The organism is Streptomyces novaecaesareae, from assembly GCF_000716875.1.
GTDB classification, from domain to species: Bacteria; Actinomycetota; Actinomycetes; order Streptomycetales; family Streptomycetaceae; genus Kitasatospora; species Kitasatospora novaecaesareae.
On record NZ_JNWQ01000063.1, the window covers coordinates 1 to 22352 of the forward strand.

At 68.9% G+C, this 22352-nt stretch carries 14 protein-coding genes and 1 pseudogene; 5 read left to right on the forward strand and 10 right to left on the reverse strand.

Going from position 1 to position 22352, the window contains the following annotated elements:
• Positions 1-2138 (reverse strand): 4-alpha-glucanotransferase (gene malQ / locus OP86_RS22720; RefSeq protein ID WP_051830436.1); only part of this gene is annotated, 2138 nt, incomplete at its 3' end.
• A gap of 170 nt (positions 2139-2308) precedes the next feature.
• Between malQ and OP86_RS22725 the strand changes: the two genes are divergently transcribed.
• A complete protein-coding gene (locus tag OP86_RS22725) occupies positions 2309-2482 on the forward strand; it encodes a hypothetical protein (protein WP_234434887.1) in 174 nt (57 codons plus the stop codon).
• A gap of 78 nt (positions 2483-2560) precedes the next feature.
• Here the strand turns inward: OP86_RS22725 and OP86_RS39240 are convergent.
• The 7 genes and pseudogenes from OP86_RS39240 to OP86_RS22745 form a co-directional block, all read right to left on the reverse strand.
• Positions 2561-2728, reverse strand: a pseudogene (locus tag OP86_RS39240) (Imm1 family immunity protein); the annotation flags it as partial.
• Between the two features lie 66 nt (positions 2729-2794).
• Positions 2795-3208 (reverse strand): hypothetical protein, encoded by a 414-nt coding sequence (locus OP86_RS36840; RefSeq protein WP_157849817.1) that lies wholly within the window; start codon positions 3206-3208, stop codon positions 2795-2797.
• Positions 3209-3769: 561 nt separating this feature from the next.
• Positions 3770-4120: a hypothetical protein gene (locus OP86_RS22730; protein ID WP_030062274.1), complete on the reverse strand. Its 351-nt coding sequence runs from the start codon at positions 4118-4120 to the stop codon at positions 3770-3772.
• Positions 4121-4126: 6 nt separating this feature from the next.
• Positions 4127-4588: an EndoU domain-containing protein gene (locus OP86_RS35105; RefSeq protein WP_078588604.1), complete on the reverse strand. Its 462-nt coding sequence runs from the start codon at positions 4586-4588 to the stop codon at positions 4127-4129.
• A 169-nt stretch (positions 4589-4757) separates the two neighbouring features.
• Positions 4758-5009 (reverse strand): DUF7848 domain-containing protein, encoded by a 252-nt coding sequence (locus OP86_RS22735; RefSeq protein WP_030062275.1) that lies wholly within the window; start codon positions 5007-5009, stop codon positions 4758-4760.
• The gene (locus OP86_RS22740; protein ID WP_234434888.1) at positions 5009-5356 is read right to left on the reverse strand and encodes a hypothetical protein; all 348 of its coding nucleotides are present in this window, start codon (positions 5354-5356) and stop codon (positions 5009-5011) included. Before OP86_RS22740 ends, OP86_RS22735 begins: the two co-directional genes overlap by 1 nt.
• 656 nt (positions 5357-6012) lie before the next feature.
• A complete protein-coding gene (locus tag OP86_RS22745) occupies positions 6013-6399 on the reverse strand; it encodes a winged helix-turn-helix domain-containing protein (protein ID WP_051830437.1) in 387 nt (128 codons plus the stop codon).
• Between the two features lie 583 nt (positions 6400-6982).
• On the opposite strand from OP86_RS22745, the gene OP86_RS22750 reads away from it, so the two are divergent.
• Genes OP86_RS22750 through OP86_RS22760 form a run of 3 tightly spaced genes read left to right on the forward strand, consistent with a single transcriptional unit; the run spans position 6983 to position 9914 of the window.
• Positions 6983-8473 carry a replication initiator gene (locus OP86_RS22750; protein ID WP_324604090.1) on the forward strand — a complete coding sequence of 497 codons (1491 nt, stop codon included), beginning with the start codon at positions 6983-6985 and terminating at the stop codon, positions 8471-8473.
• Complete coding sequence (locus OP86_RS22755; protein WP_030060318.1) at positions 8470-8658, forward strand: helix-turn-helix domain-containing protein; 189 nt, start codon at positions 8470-8472, stop codon at positions 8656-8658. The genes OP86_RS22750 and OP86_RS22755 overlap by 4 nt, the downstream gene beginning before the upstream one ends.
• On the forward strand, positions 8658-9914 hold the full coding sequence (locus tag OP86_RS22760; protein ID WP_030060317.1) for a tyrosine-type recombinase/integrase: 1257 nt from the start codon (positions 8658-8660) through the stop codon (positions 9912-9914). The genes OP86_RS22755 and OP86_RS22760 overlap by 1 nt, the downstream gene beginning before the upstream one ends.
• 179 nt (positions 9915-10093) lie before the next feature.
• Here the strand turns inward: OP86_RS22760 and OP86_RS22765 are convergent, their stop codons facing one another.
• Both OP86_RS22765 and OP86_RS22770 read right to left on the reverse strand, forming a co-directional pair.
• Entirely contained in the window at positions 10094-10348 is a 255-nt protein-coding gene (locus tag OP86_RS22765) for a hypothetical protein (RefSeq protein WP_030060316.1), read from the reverse strand.
• On the reverse strand, positions 10348-17619 hold the full coding sequence (locus OP86_RS22770; RefSeq protein WP_051830438.1) for an RHS repeat-associated core domain-containing protein: 7272 nt from the start codon (positions 17617-17619) through the stop codon (positions 10348-10350). Before OP86_RS22770 ends, OP86_RS22765 begins: the two co-directional genes overlap by 1 nt.
• Positions 17620-17983: 364 nt before the next feature.
• On the opposite strand from OP86_RS22770, the gene OP86_RS33795 reads away from it, so the two are divergent.
• Positions 17984-22318 (forward strand): ricin-type beta-trefoil lectin domain protein, encoded by a 4335-nt coding sequence (locus tag OP86_RS33795; protein WP_030256751.1) that lies wholly within the window; start codon positions 17984-17986, stop codon positions 22316-22318.
• Positions 22319-22352: the final 34 nt, after the last annotated feature.

A 22352-nucleotide genomic window follows, 5' to 3' on the forward strand; every position in this document is an offset into this window, starting at 1 on the left:
TTTCTGCCTGTCTCGTGGGCTCGGAGATGTGTATAAGAGACAGGGGCGAGGAGGGCGGCGAGGAGGCGGGCGGCGGGGGCGGCGGCGAGGCGGTCGAGGGTGATCGGGGCGCCGGAGCCGTCGGCGACCGGGAGGCGCCAGTTCGGGTACTGGTCCCAGGTGCCGGGCAGGTTCTGCGGGCGCGGGTCGCCCACCAGGTCCGGCAGCCAGACGCCGACCAGCTCCGCCGGGGTCGCCCGCAGGAAGCCGTACAGCGCGGGCATCGACAGCGGCTCGCCGGGCATCAGCAGCCCCAGCCGGGTCAGCTCGGCCCGCCAGTCCGCCAGCTCCGCGGCCGCCTCCTCCTGCTCCTCGCCCAGCGGGCGGACCAGCAGGCCGAGGCGGTGCCGCAACTCGACGTGCTCGCCGGAGAGCCGGGCCGCGGTGCTCGGCAGGTCGTGGGTGGTGAGGGTGGCCAGGCAGCCCGCCCGCCAGCCGTCCGGGGGCAGGATGCCGCCGCCGGCCTGCCAGTCCCGTTCGAACCAGAGCACGGACGTACCGAGCACGCCGCGCGCCGCCAGCTCCTCCCGGACGCCCGGCTCGACCGTGCCGAGGTCCTCGCCGATCACCGCCGTCCCGGCCCGGTGCGCCTCCAGGGCCAGCACGCCGAGCATCGCCTCCGCGTCGTAGCGGACGTACGCGCCCTCGGTGGGCGGGTGGCCTTCCGGCACCCACCAGAGGCGGAACAGGCCCATCACGTGGTCGATGCGCAGGGCCCCGGCGTGCCTCGTCGTTGCCCGTAGTAGTTCCGCGTACGGGGCGTAGCCGGCCTCGGCGAGGGCGTCCGGGCGCCAGGGCGGCAGGCCCCAGTCCTGGCCGTGCGCGTTGAAGGCGTCCGGTGGGGCGCCGACCGAGATGCCGCCGGCCAGCACGTCCTGCAGGGCCCAGGCGTCGGCTCCGTCCGGGTGGGCGCCGACGGCGAGGTCGTGGATCAGGCCGACCGGCATGCCGGCCTCCCGGGCGGCCCGCTGGGCGTGGGCGAGTTGCTGGTCGACCTGCCAGGCGAGCCAGCGGTGGAACTCGACGCGCTCCGCGTGCTCCTTCTCCGCCTGTTCCGCGTGTGGGCCGTCCGGGTGACGCAGGCCCTTCGGCCAGTGGTGCCAGTCGGCGCCGTGCACCTCCGCCAGGGCGTTCCAGAGCGCGTGTCGGCGCAGCCACTCGCCCTCGCGGCGCTGGAACGCCTCGTACGCGGCCTGCCGGCCGGGCCCGCGCGGCACCTCGTGCAGCAGCTCCAGGGCCTCGCGCTTGAGCGCCCAGACGGCGTCGCGGTCGATCAGGCCGTCGTGGCCGAGGACCTCCTCGCGCAGGCGGGTGGCCCGGCGGGTCAGCTCCTCGGCCTGGTCGCGCCGCTCGCCGTCCAGGTACGCGTACTCGGGGACGGCCTCGATCCGCAGGTGCACCGGGTCGGCGAAGCGGCGGGAGGAGGGGCGGTAGGGGGACGGGTCGGAGGGGGTGCCCGGCAGTCCCTGGTGCAGGGGGTTGATCTGCACGAAGCCCGCGCCCAGGCCGTCGCCGGCCCACTGGGCCAGCTCGGCGAGGTCGCCGAGGTCGCCCATGCCCCAGGAGCGGTCGGACAGCACGGAGTACAGCTGGGCGAGGAACCCCCAACTGCGGCCGGGGAGTTGGGGCAGCCGCTGCGGAGCGACGATCAGCGCGGCGGCCGCCTTCCGGCCGTCGGACTCCGCCCTGAGGGTGTGCCGCCCGAGCGGCAGGTCGGCGGGCAGCCAGTGCGAGTGCCCGTACGGCAGCTCCCAACTCCCGCCGCCCTCCAGCTCCACGTGCAGCCGCGCGTCCGCCGGGACGTCCAGCGCGGTGCGCCGCCCCTGCCGCACCACCACGCAGGGCGGCAGCAACCGGCCCTGCACGGACGCCCGGTGACGCTCCAGCGCCTCCCGCGCCTGCTCCGGCGTGCCGGCCGCCACCCCCAGCGCGGCCAGCACCGCCACCAGCGTCCGCGCCCCCACCGCCTGCCCGCCCGGCCCCGGGTACCGGGTGTCCACCCCGTACGCCTGCGCCAGCGCCAGCAGTTCGGCGGGCGGCGGCGGAGCATCCTGCGCCGGCACCTGCTCGGCTCCGTCACTGTCGTGGTAAGCGGCCACTCGCGGCTCCTGCGATGTCTCGGCTACGCCCGGTCAGGACTCCCAAGTCCTACCCGGGTAACCGCCCGACGACGCTGCGCGACACGACGGCGGGCGGCGGATCAGTCGGGCCGGCACAGCGGGACCTTCGCCGCCTGCCTGGCATTGCTGACTCTCCTCTCTATGAGAAGTTGCTCAGCCACGCCCACATCGGCGCCACCGCCACCGTCTACTCCCACGTCCGCCTCCGCCTCCAGCGCGACGCCATCGACCTCCTCGGCCGCGCCCTCCGCGATCCCGCAGAGACCACCAGCCAGACCGACGACGGCAACGACCCACCGCTTTGTGCAGCGCCGGTCCGCTGACGTTGCCGTCAGCTACTGCCGTCAAGACGCCAAGTGGCCCCACCGGAAACGATTCGGTGGGGCCACTTCTGTTTGCCGCTAACGTTCGGAGAGGCGATATCCGTTCATGTATCCGCAGACCCAGTGAATACACTCTGGACGGTTGCCCGTGCCCATTCGGCAGAATTCTTCAAGAGCTGCGCGCACCTCGGGCACCGGCAGACAGATTCTCGGGTCGTGAAACCTTGTCTCACCCGGATCTGATACAACCCGCGGGTCAAGGCTCGGCGAAGCTACAAGATCAGCCCCGGGAGTTGATTATGAGCCAGGTTCCTACGTGAAGGAATCATCGAGATCATGCGGCCAATGCCACCATTCCCATCGAGGATTGTCGCGATCAATCCGAGCAATAAATTCGCCACCGGACACCACGTCGCCAAAATTTGTATCAATGGCAGTAGCTACCTTAACGGAAATCTCTCTAACGATTGACTCCATGAGTATAGGATCTCGGTAGTCAACCGAGAAGGCCGCAAACGGCCCCTTAGGGATCAGCACCTCGGGCCAATCTTCAAAGAGGCCGTCCTCCTGCGGATCCATAACACACACATAGGCACTGGAGGTCGCCTGCGAGACCTCAAGGTACCTATCGTCTACCAAGGACACTTGATGCGAGGGCTCCAGCGCATTCGCGACCGCTTGAAAACCCCAGCCTTCTGCGGCGATAACAATTACAAGCGTCTCCATCGACTGCGACTCCTTTGAAACGGCTGCGCGCCGGCCGATGATTCTTATCCTCGACCGGCGCGCAGCGGTGGTTATCCGCCAGCCGCCCAGGCCACGAGGTCTTCCATCCTCCTGAAGACAGGTACGCCTAGCTCTTCAATTCCTCGCGCAACATGGCCGCCCATCTTTGGGCCATATACCGCGACACGGGCCCCGCCAGCTGTAGGCAAGACTCGATCCCGGATTTGCGCGGTCTTGCCGGACCCCTTTCCACTGGCCACCTCAATGACGAAGTTGTCTCCGTAGACATCGTGATCTGACCAGGTTGTTCCATCCTCGCGAAGCGTCTTCCGCCCCATACCCTTCACGAGATCCGGGTGAGCGTCCTCGATGGCATTAGCCACGGCATCCTCAAGAGGGTGCTCGCCCTGGCCTGTCCATTTCCCGCAATTGTGAACCAGGACCGGCGTGGTCCCCGCGAGCACATAGTACGTGCGGAGGCGCTAGCTATAGCGGCACACACGAATGGCAGCTACTCCCGACCGCTCAAATCGTCGAGAGTAGCTGCCAATCGGATATTCTCTACATAATCGAATCGCCTAGAAATTCTGAAAGCCCTTCGAGCACGGCCTCGAACTCGGCCGCACGCATGGTACAGACGTCGAACTGCCCATATAGGTCACTGATCTCAACGTCAGCTGGTGAGACCCTCCTAGCGCTCGCACTAGCTGTCTCCAGAACGTAGCCAATCCCGAACTCCCGATCCATCCTCCGCCACTCCCGGAGGTAGTTCTGTACAGCTTCAGCGTTGAGCCCGAACGGGATTATGAGAGTCTCCACGGCCAATCTCAGATTCTCCGAGATGCCCGAGGGGGCCACTGGAACCACCAGTTCGTCATCGTCAATCTCGAAATACCAGCCAAGGTGGCCCATCGCGACCTACTTTCCTACCGGAAAGAAGGTCGATGGCGTATAGGCCCCGTCGGCCATTTTCTCTAGGAATCCAGTCATCTTGACACCTCTAAACTCTCCCCTGGCCATGGTTCCACCACGCCTATATGTGCCGTTCGCAAAGAGGTGCTCTCCAGCGGCCATAATATCCTCAGCCGTCCAGTTCGCCGGGAAGAATGTGTGGCCGGCCGTGGCTACCTTCTGCACAGTCTGACCGTTCTCCAATCGGGCACCGACTGTTCCGTTGACCCGAACCGTACCGTCAGTCCCGGTAACCAATTCACCGTTGATAAAGCGATTCTCCGGGATACCTCCGGTCTGATCCGGATGCAAGTGCCATCCACCAAATCGGCCGTCGTCCGTGACAACGCCATCCAAAACATGCTCACGAGCTTCGGCAGAGATAGTGGGGCAGTTGTGAACCAGTACCGGTGTGGTACCCGCCAGCACATAGTACGTGTGCTACGCGGCCCCTCTCTACCTGCTTTTTCGCAGGTCAACGGTGGTTTGACGGTCCGTCGGCGTCCGTGGATGTGCGCTGAAGTCCGTGGTTGTTGCCGTCACTACTGCCGTCAGAGGTGTAGACCAATCGCCCTCGCCGACCGCTGCGCGCGTGATCCTACTGCCAAGCTCCGGGCTCGGCGCGGACGATGGTGCGGGTGGTCTGCTCGTACGACTGATGGCCGGTCTGCGCGCAGTGTCCGGCGATCCAGCGGGTGAGTTCCTCGGGGGTGTGCAGCTCGCCGGACGCGGCGGCGCAGTTCCGTTCTTCGCCGGTGACGCAGACCGCCTCGAAGGTCGGCAGCGCCATGGGGTCGGTCACGGTGGCCACGTGGTACTCGCGGAAGCGATAGCGGGTGGCCTTGCCCATCAGCTTTCCTCCTGTCCGCCAAGGGGGCCGGCGTTCGCGGGTTCACGGTCCTCGGCTGCCTCCTCCTGCGGCGCCGGGATGCGCTCTCCGCGCGACTCGGCGACCCTGAGCGCGTCCGACAGGGCCTCGGTCAGCCGACAGGCGAGCCAGCGGTACTCGATGGCCGACTGCGCCTTGGCTCCGGGGGCCAGGACGCCCCGGGCGTACTCCAGCAGCTCCTGACCCATGCCGAGCTGCACGGTTTCGATGCCGTCGGCGAGCGTCGAGATGTAGCCCTTGCCGTCGGTGCTCAGGTAGCAGGGGCGCCCGTCCTCGGTGGTCCATGGCAGCAGGCGGGGTCCCGCCATGCCCGACGCCGCTTCGTGCAACTCCCTGCGACGCAGACGGTCCGCGTCGCTCCTCGGCATGCCCACAGTGGATCTCCGGCCTCGATCGCTGGCACCTCCAGCGCCACGGTACGCCCGGTGGGCGAATTGACCGGGCTCTCTGGGCAGATACCCACCCGAGACGGTGACCCACCGCCACGCGTAGCCTCGGGCACGCGGTTGACTGGAACGGCGCGGCGCGGGTGGGGTCGGCGGGGAGCCTCGCTCCGTGCCGGAGGCGACATCGGCCACCGTCCTCGGCGAGCCCGGCGATAGAAGCGGGTCGGACCCCTGGCCGACCCTGTTGCCCGCGATCCGGCCGTAGGACGGTCGCAGGCGACAAATTGCTCCGCGTCGCGGGCAAGGAGTCCATAGCCCACAACTTGCTCCGACCCTGGGCGGTGCTGGGGTAAGCAGCGCTTACCCCACAACTTGCTCCCTGCGGGCACCCGGCCGGGCAGTGTTCCGGACGTCGGCTTGCTGGCTCCACCGGCACTCAATGCGGGCAGCGGCTGAACGCCCGACAACGGGTCGGTCGGCGGCGTTCGGCCAGCTCAGACGGCGGGGCACCGCCTTGAACCTCGTAGAGAAAATCTGGACGCACAGCTCCAGCTCCTGGCGGTCCAGCGGCCGACGGGTCAGCAGCCTCGCTCGGTGCCGCCCGCTTCAAGGGCTTCGACGCGGGCACGCAGGGCGGTGAGCTGATCAAGCGTCTCGGCCAGTGCCAGCTCCAGCGCCTCGACGCGCGCCGCCGTCCCGCCGACGGGCGTGTTCCCCGCCGCCCCGTCATCTGAGTCGCCGTCGGTGTCTGCGTCGAGGTGGGCGACGAAGGCTCCCTTGCCGGGGCGGGAGATCGCGTAGCCGTCCTGCTTCAGCAGGGCCATGGCCTTCTGCACGGACAGGCTGGAGGCCCCGTACTCCGCCATCAACACGGCCTGCGTCGGCAGCGCGTCCCCGGGGTTCAGCTCCCCGGAGCGGATCCGCTCCCGCAGGGCCTCGGCGATGACCTCGAACGTCAGCAGCACCGTGCCGCCCGCCGGTCTACGTCCCCGCCGCCCCACCGTCACCGCAGGTCACCCCGTTTTCTCTGCGCCTCTACCACCGAAATCCGGCCCGTCCAAAACGGAAGACCGGGGCCACAGTACTCGCGTCCCCACCGGCCGCCGAAATAGATGAGGAGGGATGCACTTGAATGCGCACTTGAAGCGATGCTACCTTCACGCACCGCTGGTGCACACCACCGCTGACCAGGCCAGACGTCCCCGGCCCACCATCCGCGCCCGCCGTCAAGCGCACCGTGCCCACGTGCGCCGATCACCCGGGTCGCCCCTCAATCGCCTCTCCTCTTGTCCCGACTCCTGCCGGAGGTCTGTCCCCATGCCCGCGCAGCTCCTACTCCCCACCCCTGCAACCACCTCCTCTCCCGCCGGCGCGGCGTTCGCCGCGCCGGCGCTCACCACCAGCACCGATACGTCCGCGAACAGGAACTCGGCGCTGGAACGCCGGGCGCGGCTGACCGCCAAGCTGGTCAAGCTCGCCGCCGCCGGATACCTCTCACCCCTGGCCCGCCAGGTCGGCTCCCTGGGCGGCTGCGCCCGCCCGATCCGCATGACCGGACACCGCACCCGCCTGGACACCGCCACCGGCCAGATTCTCGACCACCTCGACTCCCGCCACCTGCCCGCCGGCGAACTCCTGGTGCGCTGCGGCAACCGCCGCACCACCCGCTGCCCGGCCTGCTCCACCGTCTACCGCTACGACACCTACCAGCTCATCGCCGCCGGACTACGCGGCGGCAAGACCGTCCCCACCACCGTCGCCACCCACCCCCGCGTCTTCGCCACCCTCACCGCGCCCGGCTTCGGTCCCGTCCACAACCAGCCCGACACCGGCCCCTGCCACTGCGGCCACACCCACTCCGACGACGCCCCGCTCCTCGGCACCCCGCTCAACCCCGCGCGCTACGACTACACCGGCGCGGTGCTCTGGAACGCGCACGCCCCCGCCCTGTGGGCACGCTTCACCACCCACCTACGACGCGAGATCGCCAAAGCCGCCGGACTCACCCAGCGCAGCCTGCGGCACCACGCGACGCTGTCGTACGCCAAGGTCGCCGAGTACCAGAAGCGCGGCCAGGTCCACTTCCACGCCGTCATCCGCCTCGACGGACTCACCGGCCCCACAAGCGAACCGCCCGCCTGGGCCACCACCGAGCTCCTCGACCAGGCCGTCCGCGCCGCCGCCGCACGCACCCGCGTCGCGAACGAGGGCCAGCCGAATCCTGCCGAAATCGCGCCCGGGGCCTGGGGTGCCGGTCGAGGTGGGCGGTCGGTGTTCCAGTTCGGTCGGCAGATCGATGTCCGGCCGATCCGTGGCACGGACTTCACCGGCGATGGCCCGGTCACCGAGCGGCACGTCGCCGCCTACATCGCCAAGTACGCCACCAAGGGCGCCGAAACCACCACCGGCACCCTCGACCGCCGCCTCCGCCTCCTCGCCGAGCTCGCCCAGTTCGACATCACCGACCACGCCCGCCGCATGATCCACACCGCCTGGCACCTCGGCACCCGTCCCGAGCACGCCCACCTCCGCCTGCGGCAATGGGCCCACATGCTCGGCTTCCGAGGCCACTTCTCCACCCGCACCCGCCACTACTCCACCACCCTTACCCGCCTGCGAGCCGAACGCACCGCCTGGCGAACCAATCGGTCCGACGCCCCAACCACGGCCTCCGCGACGGCCGAGCCGAAGCCCGGTCAGGTGACCAACGGCCCTCCGGTCGGTGACCGGCCCGGTCACTCCACCGACCTGACCACCGGCCACCGATCCGGTCACGGTCAGCACCCCGGTCACTCCGCCGGTCACCGCGACAGCGCCGGTCAGCGCGGGGACTCGGGCTCGACGCTGATCTCCCACTGGCAGTACGCCGGAACGGGCTTGCTGCCCGAACTCGCGCACCTCTCCGAACTCCTCACCGAAAGGCGACCGACACACCGCAACAGCCCGAACCGGATCCGGCGGCCGCAACAACCCGGTCACTCCGCCGGTCAGCCGGTCGGTCACCCGGTGAGGGCTGTCCGGACGGGAGCAGTCGCGTGACCGCCGCCACCGAACTCCTCACCGTCCCCCAGGTCATGGAACGCCTCCAACTCGGCCGCACCGCCGTCTACGACCTGCTCCGCACCCACCAGCTCCCCTCCCTCACCCTCGGCCGAGCCCGACGCATCCCCACTCACGCCCTCACCGACTTCATCCGCACCCGCCTCGAACAGGACGCCGCCTGATGACCACACCCCGCAAGAGCCGCGCCAACGGCGAAGGCACCATCTACCAGCGCAAGGACGGCCGCTGGGAAGCCGCCGGCTACGTCCTCGCCACCGACGGCAGCCGCAAACGCGTCCGCGTCTACGGCACCACCCGCAAGGAAGCCGCCCACAAGCTCACCGAACGCATCGCCGCCAGCAACCAGGGCCGACCCATCGCCGCTACCGACAGCACCGTGGCCGCATACCTCACGTACTGGCTCGACAGCGTCGCCGTCCACCGCCTCCGCGAGAACACCCACACCCGCTACCGCACCTGCGCCCGCCTCTACGTCATACCCGGCCTCGGCCGGAAGAAGATCGCCCACCTCACCGCCAAGGACATCCGCACCTGGCTCGACCGGCTCCGCACCACCTGCCAGTGCTGCGCTCGCGGCCTCGACAAGCAGCAGAGCTGCTGCGCCATCGGCCAGTGTTGCGGCAAGCGACTGTCCCCGCTCACCGTCACCTACGTGCACTCGGTCCTCAAGTCCGCCCTGGGGCACGCCGTCCGTGAGGACGAGCTCCCGCGCAACGTAGCCCGGAACATCAAGGCTGGAACGCCTCGGCCCCGGCGCTTCGAACCGCTCACCGTCGCCGAGGCCCGGCGCTTCCTCGCGTCAATCGAAGGCCACCGGCTGCAGGCCCTCTTCGACCTCGCGCTCCGCACCGGACTGCGAAAGGGCGAACTGCTCGGCATGCGCTGGGAAGACCTCGACCTCGACGGCGGCACCGCCAGCATCCGCCGCACCCTCCAGCGCACCCCCACCGGCGGCCTGACCACCCTGCCCACCAAGACCGTCAGCTCCGAACGCCGCATCGCCCTCCCCACCGAATGCATTCACGCCCTCAAGCGCCACCGCGAACAACAGGACCGAGAGCGCGAGACCGCCGGCGCGGGCTGGACGGACAGCGGGCACGTCTTCACCTCGCCCAACGGCTCACCCACCGACCCGTCAACCCTGACCCGAAACTTCACCACGCTGTGCCGGGCGGCCAGGCTCCGCCGCATACGGTTTCATGATCTCCGACACACCGCCGCGACCCTGCTCCTCGAACAGGGCGTCGAGCTCGTGGTGATCAAGGAGCTGCTCGGCCACGCCCACATCGGCGTCACCGCCTCGGTGTATGCCCACGTCCGACTCCGCCTCCAGCGGCAGGCCATCGACACCCTCGGCGACGCACTCCGAGATACCGAGAGCCCCGACGACCCGCCAAGTGCAGCACCCGTCCGCTGACGTTGCCGTCAGCGTTGCCGTCAAGACGCGACGAAGCCCTCCCCGCGAGCCTGCGCGGGAGGGCTTCGTCGTGCCTTGAGATGATTTCTTGGCAAGGAGCATTAAAGACAATCTCAGAACGCGGAAGTAGTGGCCGCTAAGTTCGAATTAAAGGCCAGATGATTCCGCCGAGATCGGCTCTAGTCGACAATTCCAATGGCTTCAGGAAGTCCCAGAATAACGCTCCTGCGCTCAGAATCCTCTTCCTGTTCCGCGCACTCCAGGATCAAGGAAGAAACCTCCTGTCGATCCTCTTCGGTCAGGCCTCGAAAGAAGGCGGCTGCCGGTTCGAGGATCCCCATGGCGACATCGGGATCAATCTCCTCATCATCGGCCAAGTCGATCGATACTGCGACGCTGACGAACGCCTGCGCCAGGACCTTGTTCACGCTCATCACGGCACCACCCTCACTCGAATGTTAGTGATCAAGAGGCCTCCAAGAAGCTTCCGAGCCCTCGCGGCTTCAGCTTCGGTTGGGACTTCCCATCGGCCTGTATAGCCGTTCTGCTCAAGCGCCAGCGATTGGTTCATGGCTTGCCTGTACGACTTGTTGAACGTTGTGACGGCCATCTTACGGTCAATCAGCACGCCGTTCACTTCGTCGAATCCATCAAACCTGATCTGCCGCGTCTGGCCAGAGGGATGAATATAGTCGAGCGCGGGAGCTTCGCGAGTTTGAGTGGAGATTCGGGACCTCGCGCCCGTCACACCGTCCTCATATGCCTGAGCAGGCCCGGACTTAGACGCGTTCTCGGCCACCCAGTCAACCTCGCCGTCACAATTGTGAACCAGGACGGGCGTCGCCCCGGCGAGCACATAGTACGTGTGAAGTTGGGCGACGGTGAGGTTGTGGGTGGTGACGGCGTAGGGGTAGTTGCGGATGGACTGGATGGTGCGGGTGGTGCCGTCGGGCTGGCGGAGGTGTTCGCCGGGGGTGAGTTCGCCGGCGTCTACCCATTGCTGGCGGGTCTCGCTCCAGTAGGGGTGGTGGTAGGTGGAGGTGATCTTCGCCTGGTCGGAGGCGGGCGGGCCGCGGGGGTTGGCGTCGTCGGTGAGGGTGAGGTCGGTGAAGTCCTTGTCGTCGGGGGTGGTGATGGTGGCGGTGACGGTCTCGGGGCGGGTTTCGTCGGTCTGCGGGTCGGTTGCCATGACGACGTCGCCGTCACGAACATCACCGATGGGCTTGGTACTGCCGTCGGCCATCAGAACCAGGGTCGCGGCGGGGAAGCTGTTGCACTTCGCGAGGCTGGGTTCGTCCGCCTCAGCCTTGGCTGCTTTGGACTCTGTACCGGCTGCATCGGCTGCTGTTTCTTTTGCTGCTTTTTCTTCTGCTGCCTTGGCTGCCGCCTTTTCGGCTGCTCGGGCTTCGCCTGCGGCCGTCTTGACGGTGACCAGGGCGGCTTCGGCTTCCTTTGCGGCGCGTTCGCCGCTCCGGATGGCAGTGTAGATCTTGTTGATCTCTTTGTAGATCTTGAGGGCTTCGATGCCGGCCTTGACGGCCTTGGCGAGCTTGCCCCAGGGCACCACGTTCAGCGCTGTGTTGATGCAGCTCAGTACGTCGCCCTTGGTGAAGCAGTCTCGCGCGTCGTTAAAGCCGATCAGATCGCCGACGATGTCGACCACCTTGTGCACGAGTTCATCGCGCTTGCGCGTGTTCACGCGGACGACGTGGTCGGCCTCTTCGACGGCCTGCTGGGCCTTCTGCACGTCGGCCGTGGGCTTCTCCACGACGACGACCTGGGTCGTTTCGCCGTGGGAGTCCGTGTGCCAGCCTGCGCACTCGGAGGCCTGGTCGCAGTCGAGGCGCAGGCCGTTGGCGTCGGACTTGTTGATCGGGCTGTTGTTGGCGTACGCGTAGGCGTTCCACTGCTGCGGGTCACCGGCGACCGTGATGGGGTCGGGGCTGATGAAGCGGCCCGTCTTGGGGTCGTATTCGCGGGCGCCGAGGAGGGTGAAGCCGGTTGACTTCTCCTTGGTCCCGCCGACGAAGCCCTTGTCGCCGGCCCAGACGCCCGCAGCCGGCTGGGTGCCGCGCTCGTTGCCGAAGGGGTCGGTGGGGCGGCGGACGTGGGCGAGTGTCGTGGCGTCGAACTGGACGCCGTTGGTGCCGTGCGGGTCCGCGGCCTGGTAGGCGAGTGTGGAATTGCCGTCGGCGGTGGTGGTGCGGGTGATGGACATACCGTTGGGCGCCGCGTAGGTGCGGACGTTGGTGACCGCCTTGGTGCCGCTCGTGGTGTCCAGGGTGATCTGGTCGGCGCCCAGGTTGAGCGTGGTCTTGCCGGGGTCACGACGGATCAGCTGGTTGCCGGACACGTCGTAGACGTAGCCGGTCGCGCCGCTCTGCCCGGTGCCGGTGATCTGGTCGAGCTTGCCCTGGGCGTTCCAGGTCAGTGTCCTGGTGCCCGGGGTGTCGGTGATCGAGGTGGTGTTGCCCGCGGCGTCGTAGGTGTACGAGGTCACCGCGGTACCGGCCGGCCCGGTCTGGGCGGACTTCATCAGTGCGTGCGGGCCGCCCGTGCCGCCGCCCGTCTTCGGGTCGGTGGACGGGGTGTTGGGGCCGGTGCCGAAGGTCTGGGTGGTGGTGACGTCCTTGGTCGTGTCGCCGTTGACGTCCTTCTGGACCAGCTTGGTGCGGTTGCCGATGAGGTCGTACTCGTACTGCTGCCAGTACGGGGCCGGGCCGCCGACGCTCGGCTTTCCGCCGCTCACCGACGGGCTGTCGGTGTTGGCGCAGGCGCCGACGCCGGGGACGCTGGGCTGCGGCTTGGTGGTCTGGGTGCCGGTGTCGGTCCAGGCCTGGGTGAGGCGGCCGAGGTAGTCGTGGGTGAAGCACTGCAGGTCGGCGACCTGGCCGTCCTGCGCGTTGCGGGCCGAGGTGACCTGGCCGAGCGGGTTGTAGGTGTAGTCGACGGAGTCGACGTGAGCGGTCGGGGCGGTCGACTTGTCCAGGGTCGAGCGCATTACCCGGCCAGTGGCGTCGTCGATCGACAGCGTGGCGACCACCTGGGAACCTGCACCCCCCAGGGTGGTGCGGTACGGGCGGCCGTACGGGTCGTACCGGACGTCGGCCACGTAGGTGGTGGAGGGGGCGTTCCCTAGGACACTGCTCAGTCCGACGAGGTGCCCGACCGTGTCCGTAGCGATGCTGACCTTCTCGCGGCCCAAGTTGGCCGCAGCCACCGCCGGCATCGTCGTGGTGTCGAGGCGGCCGGCGGCGTCGTAGGTGTTGTCGGTCTGGTAGACGCCGGCGAGCAGCTTGTCCTCGGACGCCGGGATGGTGGTCTTGGAGCCGAGTTCGCGGTAGCCGATGTCGTAGCCGGTGATCTCCGACTTGTAGGCGTGGTCGTCATCCACCCCGCCGACGTACCGGGTCGAGGACGTCGGCTTGCCGTTGGCGAGTGTGTCGTAGGTCCAGGCGGCGACCTTCTTGGTCGGATCGACCGCCGTGCCCTCGTAGGCCGCGACGGTGCGGCCGAGCAGGTCGGTGACGGTGGTGGCGCTCTTGCCGCGGGAGTCCGTGACGGTGACGAGGTTCTTGCTGTCGTCGTACGCCGTCGTGCCCGTGCCCGCGTCCGGGTCGGTGGACTTCACCGGCCGGCCCAGCAGGTCGTACTCGTACGCCCAGAGGTTGCCGGCCGCGTCCTTGCGCCAGGACTCCTTGCCGTCCGGTGTGTAGCCGTAGGTGGTCTCGTCGTACGCGCCGGTCGGGGTGTTTCCCTTGTACTGGCGCAGGGCGACGGTGTTGCCGCGGGCGTCGGTGATGGTCGCGGAGGCGTAGCCGCCGGCCGGCGGGGTGGTGCGGACCTCGTCGGCGCCGACGAAGTCGGTGTGGGTCCGCCACTGTTCGACGCCGTAGGACAGGAAGGCCGAGTCGGTGACCCGCCCCATGCCGTCGTACGTCTGGACGGTCTGGGAAGGGATCTTGCCGTCCGGCTCGACTCCGCCGTTGGGCAGGAAGAGCTGACCGCTGGGCTGCGCCTGGTCGTTGTAGTAGGCGGCGCTGGTCTTGATCTGCCAGCCGTGCGAGTCGAACAGCGCGTCGGTGATCATGCGGCCGGTGGCGCCCGAGGGCGTGCTGGCCTGGGTCTGGCGGACTCGGCCGAGGCCGTCGTAGATGGTGAAGCTGGAGGTGTACGTCGCCAGGTCGCCCATCAGCGCCTGGCTCAGGACGAGCGAGGGCGCGTTGGCGCCGTTCACGGAGTAGGAGAACTTGCGGTTCGGGCGGTCGGGGAACCTGCTCCGCTCGTGGCCCGGGCTCCACCCGGCCACGGCGCGACCGAGGGAGTCGAACTCCTGCTCGCTGACCCGGCCGTTCTCGTCCTGGATCTTGAGCGCCGAGCCGCGCCCCACGTCGAGGGTGCTGACGGTCTGCCAGCCCATGGGGTTGGTATGGGTCACCTGGGTGGGCAGCTGGCCGGTGGCAGGCGAGTAGGCGGTCTTGGTCTCGGCGCCGGTCGGGTGGGTGGCGTCGGTGCGGGTCGGGTCGACGGTGCTGATCACACGGCCGTAGGTGTCGAAGCTCGCCCGGGCGGTGGTCCGGTAGACCGGCTTGCCCGCCTCGTCGTAGCGCTCCAGGACCTCGGTCGAGGTCTGCTCGGCCGTCGTTCCGGCTTTGCCGAGCTCCAGGCCGTCGAAGTAGGCCCGGGTGTCGGCGACCGTGTTGTCCTTGGTCGCGGTCTGGCCGCACGCGCCCTTGAGGACCAGAGTGCGCGAGGCCAGCTGCGTCGGCGCGCCGCCGGGGCCGGTGGCGTACTCGAAGGAGGTGCAGAGCAGTTGCTCGGGGTGGGCGGTGTCCCCGTTGTCGTAGACCGTCAGCGGCCGGGCGAAGGGAGTCGAGTCGTAGCTGGTGGAGCGCTCGCGGGTGCGCCAGCCGTTGGCCAGCTTGTCGCGGTTGGTGACCTTCTGGACGTTGACGGCCCGGGCGGTGATCGCGGGCATGCCGCCGGACTGGGCGCGGGTGGCCGTGACCGGGCCCAGCCACGGGTCGGAGACGACGGTGGAGAGGACTTCGCCGTTCTCACCGTTGTAGGTGGCGGAGTCCCGGATGAAACCGGCCAGCGCGTTCTCGTCCTTGATGGTGCCGCCGTGGACGTCGCGCACGGACACCTGGCGGGTGGTCCCGTTCGCGAGGACGTCGCCGTCCATGCCACGCAGGAAGGTCGCGATCGACTGGGTGCGCGGCGCCTTCTCGGCCGGGCTGCCGCTGCCGGTGCGGGTGATGACCGTCGCGTAGCCGCGGAACTGGTCCCAGGTGCGGGTCTTGGGGTCGGCCATCTCGGAGTCGTTGCGGTGCCAGGCCGCGCCGCCGGGGTACTCGTAGTCGGTGACGACCGCCGGCTGGCCGCCTGCGACCGAGTCCTCCTGGGTGACGGACTGCACGATGACCTTGTTGAACCAGTCGTTGACCGGGTCCGGAGCACTCTGCCCGGGCAGGTACCACTTGACCGGCATGCAGGCCATCGTGTTGCTGTCCTCGGAGGCCGGCATCTGGCCGCCGGGCTCGCGCGAGCACTCCGCGAGCCGGTAGACGACATCGATCAGACCACCGGTCTCGGTGGTGATTTTTTGGATGCGCGGGCGGTTGTACGGCTCGACCGAGGCCGAGGTGCCGTCCGGTCGGACGATCGGGCCCCTGACGCGGTTGGCGATCTGCAGCGGCTGGAAGGACACCGCCGGCAGGGTGACCGGCGTGCGGTTGTTCCTGCCGGTGCGCTGGACCGAGTCCAGCCACAGGGACGGCGAGGTGCCGTCGCCCGGGTCCTGGAAGGAATGGCTGAGGGCGAAGGAGTCGACCGCGCGGTAGGAGGCGCCGTCCCAGACCTCGGTGTCGATCGCCGTCAGGCGCTTGGTGGTCCAGAAGGTCGGCGAGTAGACGGTGCAGTCACCGGTCTGATCGCAGGTCTGGTCGACCGGGGTGTCCGGCCAGCGTTTGGCATTGGCCTTGGTCCGCTGGGACGGGTCGCAGGAGAGGGTGTTGTCCGGCAGGCAGCGCTCGACAGTACGGAACAACACCCGGGCGGCCGGGTTGGCCCTGCCCTTGGCGGCGATCTGGTCCGGCAGGCGCTGGCCGTACCCGACGGACGTCGGGTAGCTGGCGCGCTGGTACTGGGCCCGAGGGCCGTTGCCGTTGTTCTGGCCGCCGCCCCGGACGTAGGAGTTCTGCTCCTGCTCGTACCGGTAGGTGATCAGGTTCTGGTGCGGGTCGACGACGTAGTCCAGCGACCACTGCCAGCCCATCTGGTTCCAGGAGCCGGTGGCCGGGGAACCGGTCTTGAGGCACGGGTCCTGGCCGCCCGGCCAGTAGATCGGCACGGTGGATACCGAGTTGGCGGCCTGATCGGTGCCGTCGCCGCCGGGCAGGTGGTTGGCGCCGAAGTAGTACTGGGTGCCCTCGACGGTGGTGATCCGCCAGGCTTCGCCGTTCCAGGCCCCGTTGTTCTGGCCTGTCAGCCGCTCGACCTTGGTGCCGTCCTCGCCCTGGAGGTGCCAGTCGCACGACGTGTCGTCCTTGACCAGCTGGCCCGCGTGGCCCGCGAGCGAGAGCTGCAGCAGGTCGCCGCCCCAGCACTGGTCGCCCGACTTGTCGATGCCGGCGTCCTTGCAGCTCTTGTAGCCGCGGACGATCGAGCCCGGGTGCCACTCCCAGCCCTCGCCGATCCAGGACGGCTGGGCGTTGGTGGAGGCCGTCTTGCCGTCGACACTGGAGGAGTCGTAGCCGAGCGAGACGTCGGGAGCCGGCCCCGCCAGGGCGGAGGGCAGCTCGACGGTGTAGCCGTAGGTGAAGTTGCCCGCGTTCGCGCCCGCCTGCCAGGAGGCGGACGGGGTGATCGGCGAGGCGGTGAAGTCACCGCTGCTGCCCTTGGCGTCGGCCTCGACGGCGAGCGCCACGGTGGGCGGGGCGGAGCCGGGGGACGCGAAGGCGCCCGCGGCGAAGGACTTGGAGGCACCCGTGGTGGTGGTCTGGGGGACATCGACCTCGGCCACGAGTCGGCCGGTGGACTCGTCACGGTGGGACGGCACCGGGGTGCGTGTCTTGCAGGCGGCGTCGCCGGGGGTCGTCAGCGCGCAACCCGGCAGTTGGACGACCCGGGCCCGGGACGCCCAGTTCGCGCCGGCATTCTTCGCCCAGGCCTGGATGTCGATGCTGACTTGGATCCGGCCCGCCTGGCTGCCCCCACCGGCGTCGGTGAGCGCGACCAGGGCGCCGTTCACTCCGGCAGCCTTGGCCTGCCCCTGGTCGGCCAGTTCGACCCTGAGCGTCCGGGCGGAGTCCGTGGCAGCGGCTGCCGGTGCGCTCAGGGCCGACTGCTCGGTGCCGGCGGTGGGCGCGATCCAGACCGGCAGGGAACCGGCCTGGACCGGCTGTGCGGGTCCGCGGGCCGGGGCGGCTTCGGAAGCCGCCGGCGCTTGGCCCGGCCGACCGTTCGCGCCTCCGAGCACCGCGGTGGCGCTGCCGGACGGTGGGCTGCTGTCGGCCGGTGGTGACCACTTCTTGCCCGCGTCAGGTGTGTGACCGGCAGCCTTGCCGTTCGTGCCCTTCACCGGCCGGACATCCGGCACCGGCGTGTTCGGTGGCACCCACACCTTGGGCGGGGCGGCTGCCTGGGCGACCGCCTCGACCGAGGGGACCGTCACCACCGACATGCAGACGGCCAGGGCAGCCACGACGGACACTCTCAGACTGCGTGGACGCGTGAACACACGGACTTTGCGCGACAACTGACTCCCCCACAGATCACCAAGGCTCGAACCGAGCAACCGTGCCGGCCCGGACCCCCGGCACCTTAGGGGCATACGACCTATGTGCGATAGGACGACTTCATGTTCACGCAGTGTGGCGATCGTCACGCAGAGAGCAATGTGACACCAGTCACGACAACTCGGACACCTTGTCGACAAAGTCCTTTGACAGCGCGGGAGATGTGAAGGCAGCGTGCGACCGATCTCTGCTCACATCACTTTTGACGACGGGGTCTTCATGTCGAGGTCACAACCACCTCCTCTTTCAATTCCCGGACGGAACAAGGGAATGCGGACATTCCGCGCGGCTCTGCTGCCGGTCGCCTGCACCGCCGCCCTCACCCTCGGCGCCGGCCTGTTGGCGACGCCCGGTGTTGCGGCGGCGGCGACCGCCGACCACAACCACGGCCCTGCCGACCCTTCCTGGCCGACGCCACCACCGCCACCGGACAAGGGCCAGGCAAGCCCCAAGTCCGCGCAGATCGAGGCGATCCGCACCGCCCAGACCAAGGCGAGGAGCACCGGGAAGCCCGTCGTCGTCGACGCGCTGACCACCGGCAGTAGCCAGACCACCGCCAACCCGGACGGCACGCTGACCAGTGACTCCTCGCCGGTGGCGGAGCGGGTCAAGAACGCCGACGGCAGCTGGCGAGGCGTGGACGCGACGCTGCGGGCCAACCCGGACGGCACGCTCGCTCCGACCGCCGTGCCCTCCGCTCTCACCTTCTCCGGTGGCGGAAGCGGCCCGCTGGCCACCATGACGACGGCGGACGGCAAGAAGCTGTCGATCAAGGCCCAGTTCGACCTGCCGAAGCCCCAACTCACCGGCAGCAGTGCGCTCTACCGGTCCGTCCTGCCCGATGTCGACCTGGAGCTGAGCGCCACACCAGCGGGCGGCTGGCGCCAGGTTCTGATCATCCGGACCCCGCAGGCCGCGGCCGACCCGAGGATCAGCAGGCTGCACCTCGACACCGCCACCGACGGGCTGACCGTCAAGGCGGACGCCAACGGCAACCTGACGGCCGAGGACGCCGCCGGCAAGGCCCGCTTCAGCGCCCCGGCACCGGTCATGTGGGACTCCACCACGACGCCCGCCACCACCGCTTCTTCCGCGCAGCCCAAGGCCGCAGCTCCGGCCACGGACGGTGCCCCGGCGCCGGTCGGGTCCGACAGCAAGGCGCCCGGCCCCAACGCGAGGACCTCGCCGATCGCCGCCACCGTCAGCGGCACCGGCATCGAGCTGGTCCCGGACGCCGTGCTCCTCGGGCAGGGCACCGGCCCGTGGTACATCGACCCGGGCTGGAACCCCAGTGTCGACGGCGGCACCGAGGCCTGGGCACAGGTGCAGTCGGCCTACCCCGACACCCGGGAGTACAACGGCACCCAGTACGGCCAGGACACGCCGGGCGCCGGCTACTGCGGCTACATCGACACGGTCAACAAGTGCCAGAAGCAAGGGAAGGAGCGCGCCTACTTCAGGGTCGGCCTGAACCCGGCGTTCTGGGACTCGGAAGTGCAGAGCGCCAAGCTCTACGCCACCATCGCGGAATCGTCCAGTCCCTCGACCCCCACACCGATGGGCCTCTACTCGACCGGTGCGGCACCGGAGAAGCAGATCGGTTGGGAGACCACCTGGAACCGCCAGCCGTGCCCCAACCCCGGGGACTGTTCCAGGATCGGCCTGAACTGGATCAAGGGGACGGGCGGCATCGAGTACGACGTCCTCGGCCAGATGGCCCAGACAGCGCGCGAGCACTGGGGCAACTGGACGTTCATGTTCACCCCCGACGACGAGACCAACAAGTACTACCACCAGCGGTTCGCCAACAACCCGCACGTCGTCGTCACCTACGACTTCAAACCCCACATCGGCGATCCGGCCACCAGCCCGACGCCGGGCATCGCCCGTGACGCGGCGTACAGCCAGTGCCAGACCCCCGGCACCGCCAACCCCTGGGACAACCCCGGCTGGGTCGGGATCAACACCGACATCAACCTGAGCGTCGACACCTGGTCGCCGACCGGCGAGCAGCTCTGGACCTCGTTCAAGATCTGGGACAACGACGACAACGGCTCCTCCAAGCTCTACGAGACCGGCTGGACGGCGAGTTCGGGCCGCAAGAACGCGAGCGTCGGTTCCCTGATCGACGGACACGAGTACGGCTGGTTCGCCGCCACCACCGATGGCACTCTCACCAGCGACAACAGCCCGATGTGCTTCCTGCGCATCGACCGGACCCCGCCGACCGCCCGCATCACCTCGACGGACTTCCCCGAGTCGGGCAGCCTCGGCGGGCACCCCAAGCGGGTCGGCGAGGAGGGAATCTTCACCCTGACCGGGACCGACCCGGCTCCGGCCACCGGAGGCCGCTCCTCGGGGCTGGCCTGCGCCCGCTGGACCACCGACCCGGTCCAGGCCGCGGCCACCGGCTGGAGCTGCAACGACAACGGCATCGTCAAGATGGAGGGCAACGGCAGCTTCCAGCTGAAGTACCAGCCCAAGCACTGGGGGACCAACTTCCTCTACCTGCAGACCCAGGACAACGCCGGCAACATGTCCCAGCCGGTCGCGTACACCTTCTTCGTCCCCGGCAACCCCGAGGCCGGCGACCCGGTCATGGGCGACATCGACAGCGACCGGAAGGCCGACATCCTGCTGCCGGACGGCACCGGCTCACTGCGCCTGGTCGGCGCGAACGCCGACCCGTACGCCGCCCCGAACACCAAGCCGGCCTCGGCACCGGGAGCAGCCGGCAACCAGGACTGGAGCACCGTCCAGATCACCCACCGGGGCTCGTTCACCGAGCACAACGTCGACGACCTGGTCGCGCATGCGCCTGGCGCCGGCGAGCTGTACCTCTACGGCAATGACGACACCGTCGGCCACCTGGACGGTCAGTCGAACGTGCCCCTGACCAAGTCGGGTACATGTGTACTCCCTGGAGGGACGTCGATCACCTGCTCGGCGTACGGGAACGGCGGCGACTGGTCCGCGGTGACCCAGATAGCGGCGTTCGGATCTCCCACGGGCGACACCGTCAAGGATCCGGGCACCACAGCGGCCCGTCTACCGCGTTCTTCGTTGCTCTTCGTCGAAGACGGCCGGCTCTGGCTCGCGCGCTCCACGAGCTCAGGGATGCTCGACGGGCCGACCATCCTGCTGTCGGATCCGAACAAGCAGAAGGACAAGCCGGACTGGGCCTCCTACGACCTGATCACCCCCGGCCCGGCCAAGGGAACGAACATCCCCACGGTGTGGGCTCGTTCGAAGATCGACGGCTCCATCCACGCCTACCAGTTGGCTCCGGCTCCTGGCGGCGCCTTCGACGCCTCCGCCTTCGCCAACCCCGCCGACGGCAGGTTGGCCGACGGGATCGACGCCAAGCTCTACCCGAAGGTCGGCTCCAACGGTGACGTCACGGGGGACGGTGTTCCGGACCTCTGGGCCGTGGATTCCGACAACCAGCTGATCGCCTGGGCCGGCATCGGCACCAGGGCGGCCGACCCCAACGGCGGCCCGACGGTGACCGGGCTGGAGAAGTCCCCGGTCGTGCTCGGGAACCTCAACCACCCCACCGGCAGCTGGCTGGCCGCGCCCGACGGCACCAACGCCGTCCGGGACGGCCAGAAGCGCACCGACGGCTGGGCCACCAACGTCGGCTGGGTCGGGGACACCGTGGACGGTCGACCGGCCACCGTGGGTGCCTTCAGTCCCGGCGCCGGCTCGCACGTCACGATGTCGGGTCCCGTGGTCGACACCCGCAAGAGCTTCACCGTCTCCACCTGGGCCAAGGCCGGAGGAAGCGGCGTCATCGCCAGCCAGGAGACCGTACACGGCAGCAACTTCATGCTGTACACGGACGGTCCCGACCAGAACTGGGGCTTCGCCCTGGCGTACGCCGACGACGACAACTGGTCGTACGACTCCACGCGCACCACGAACGCCGCTGCCCGGACCCGTCCCGGTGTGTGGACCCGGCTGACCGCCTCCTACAACGCGGACACCGGCATGATGGCGCTGTACGTCGACGGCGTCCTCGCGGGCACGGCGGTCCACCGGGCGAGCACCAGCCCGCCGTCCTCGGGAGCGTTCACGCTCGGGCAGTACAAGTACCAGTCCAAGCCGAGCTCGAACTTCGACGGAAGCATCGGCAGCACCGCCGTCTACCCGTTCGCGGTCGCTCCGGCCGCGCCGGGCGTCACCGGCCTCGTCCGCTCGGGCGTCGACTCCGGCCTGTGCGTCGACGACGTCAACGCCGGTACCGCCGACGGCAACCCGATCCTGCTGGTGAGCTGCAACGAGAGCGATGCGCAGCAGCTCTCGCTCGGGAGTGACGGCACCGTCCGTGTCAAGGGTGGGTGCATCGCTCCGGTGAACGCCGGCACGGCCGCCGGCACGCAGTTGGAGTTCCGCACCTGCTACGGCACCTCGGAGCAGCGGTGGATCCCGCTCGCGAACAACGCGCTGTACCACCCGGTCTCCGGCCGTTGCTTCAGCCTGCCGCCCGACGGGCCGACCGCAGGAGCACGGCTCCAGCTGTCGGACTGCAAGGACGAGGCGAAGCAGCAGTGGAGCATGCCGATGCTGCGGACTGCTGCGCTGCCCGCTCCACCGCGATCCTGACCTCGATGTTCTGAGGGGGCGCCAGGGCCCGTGC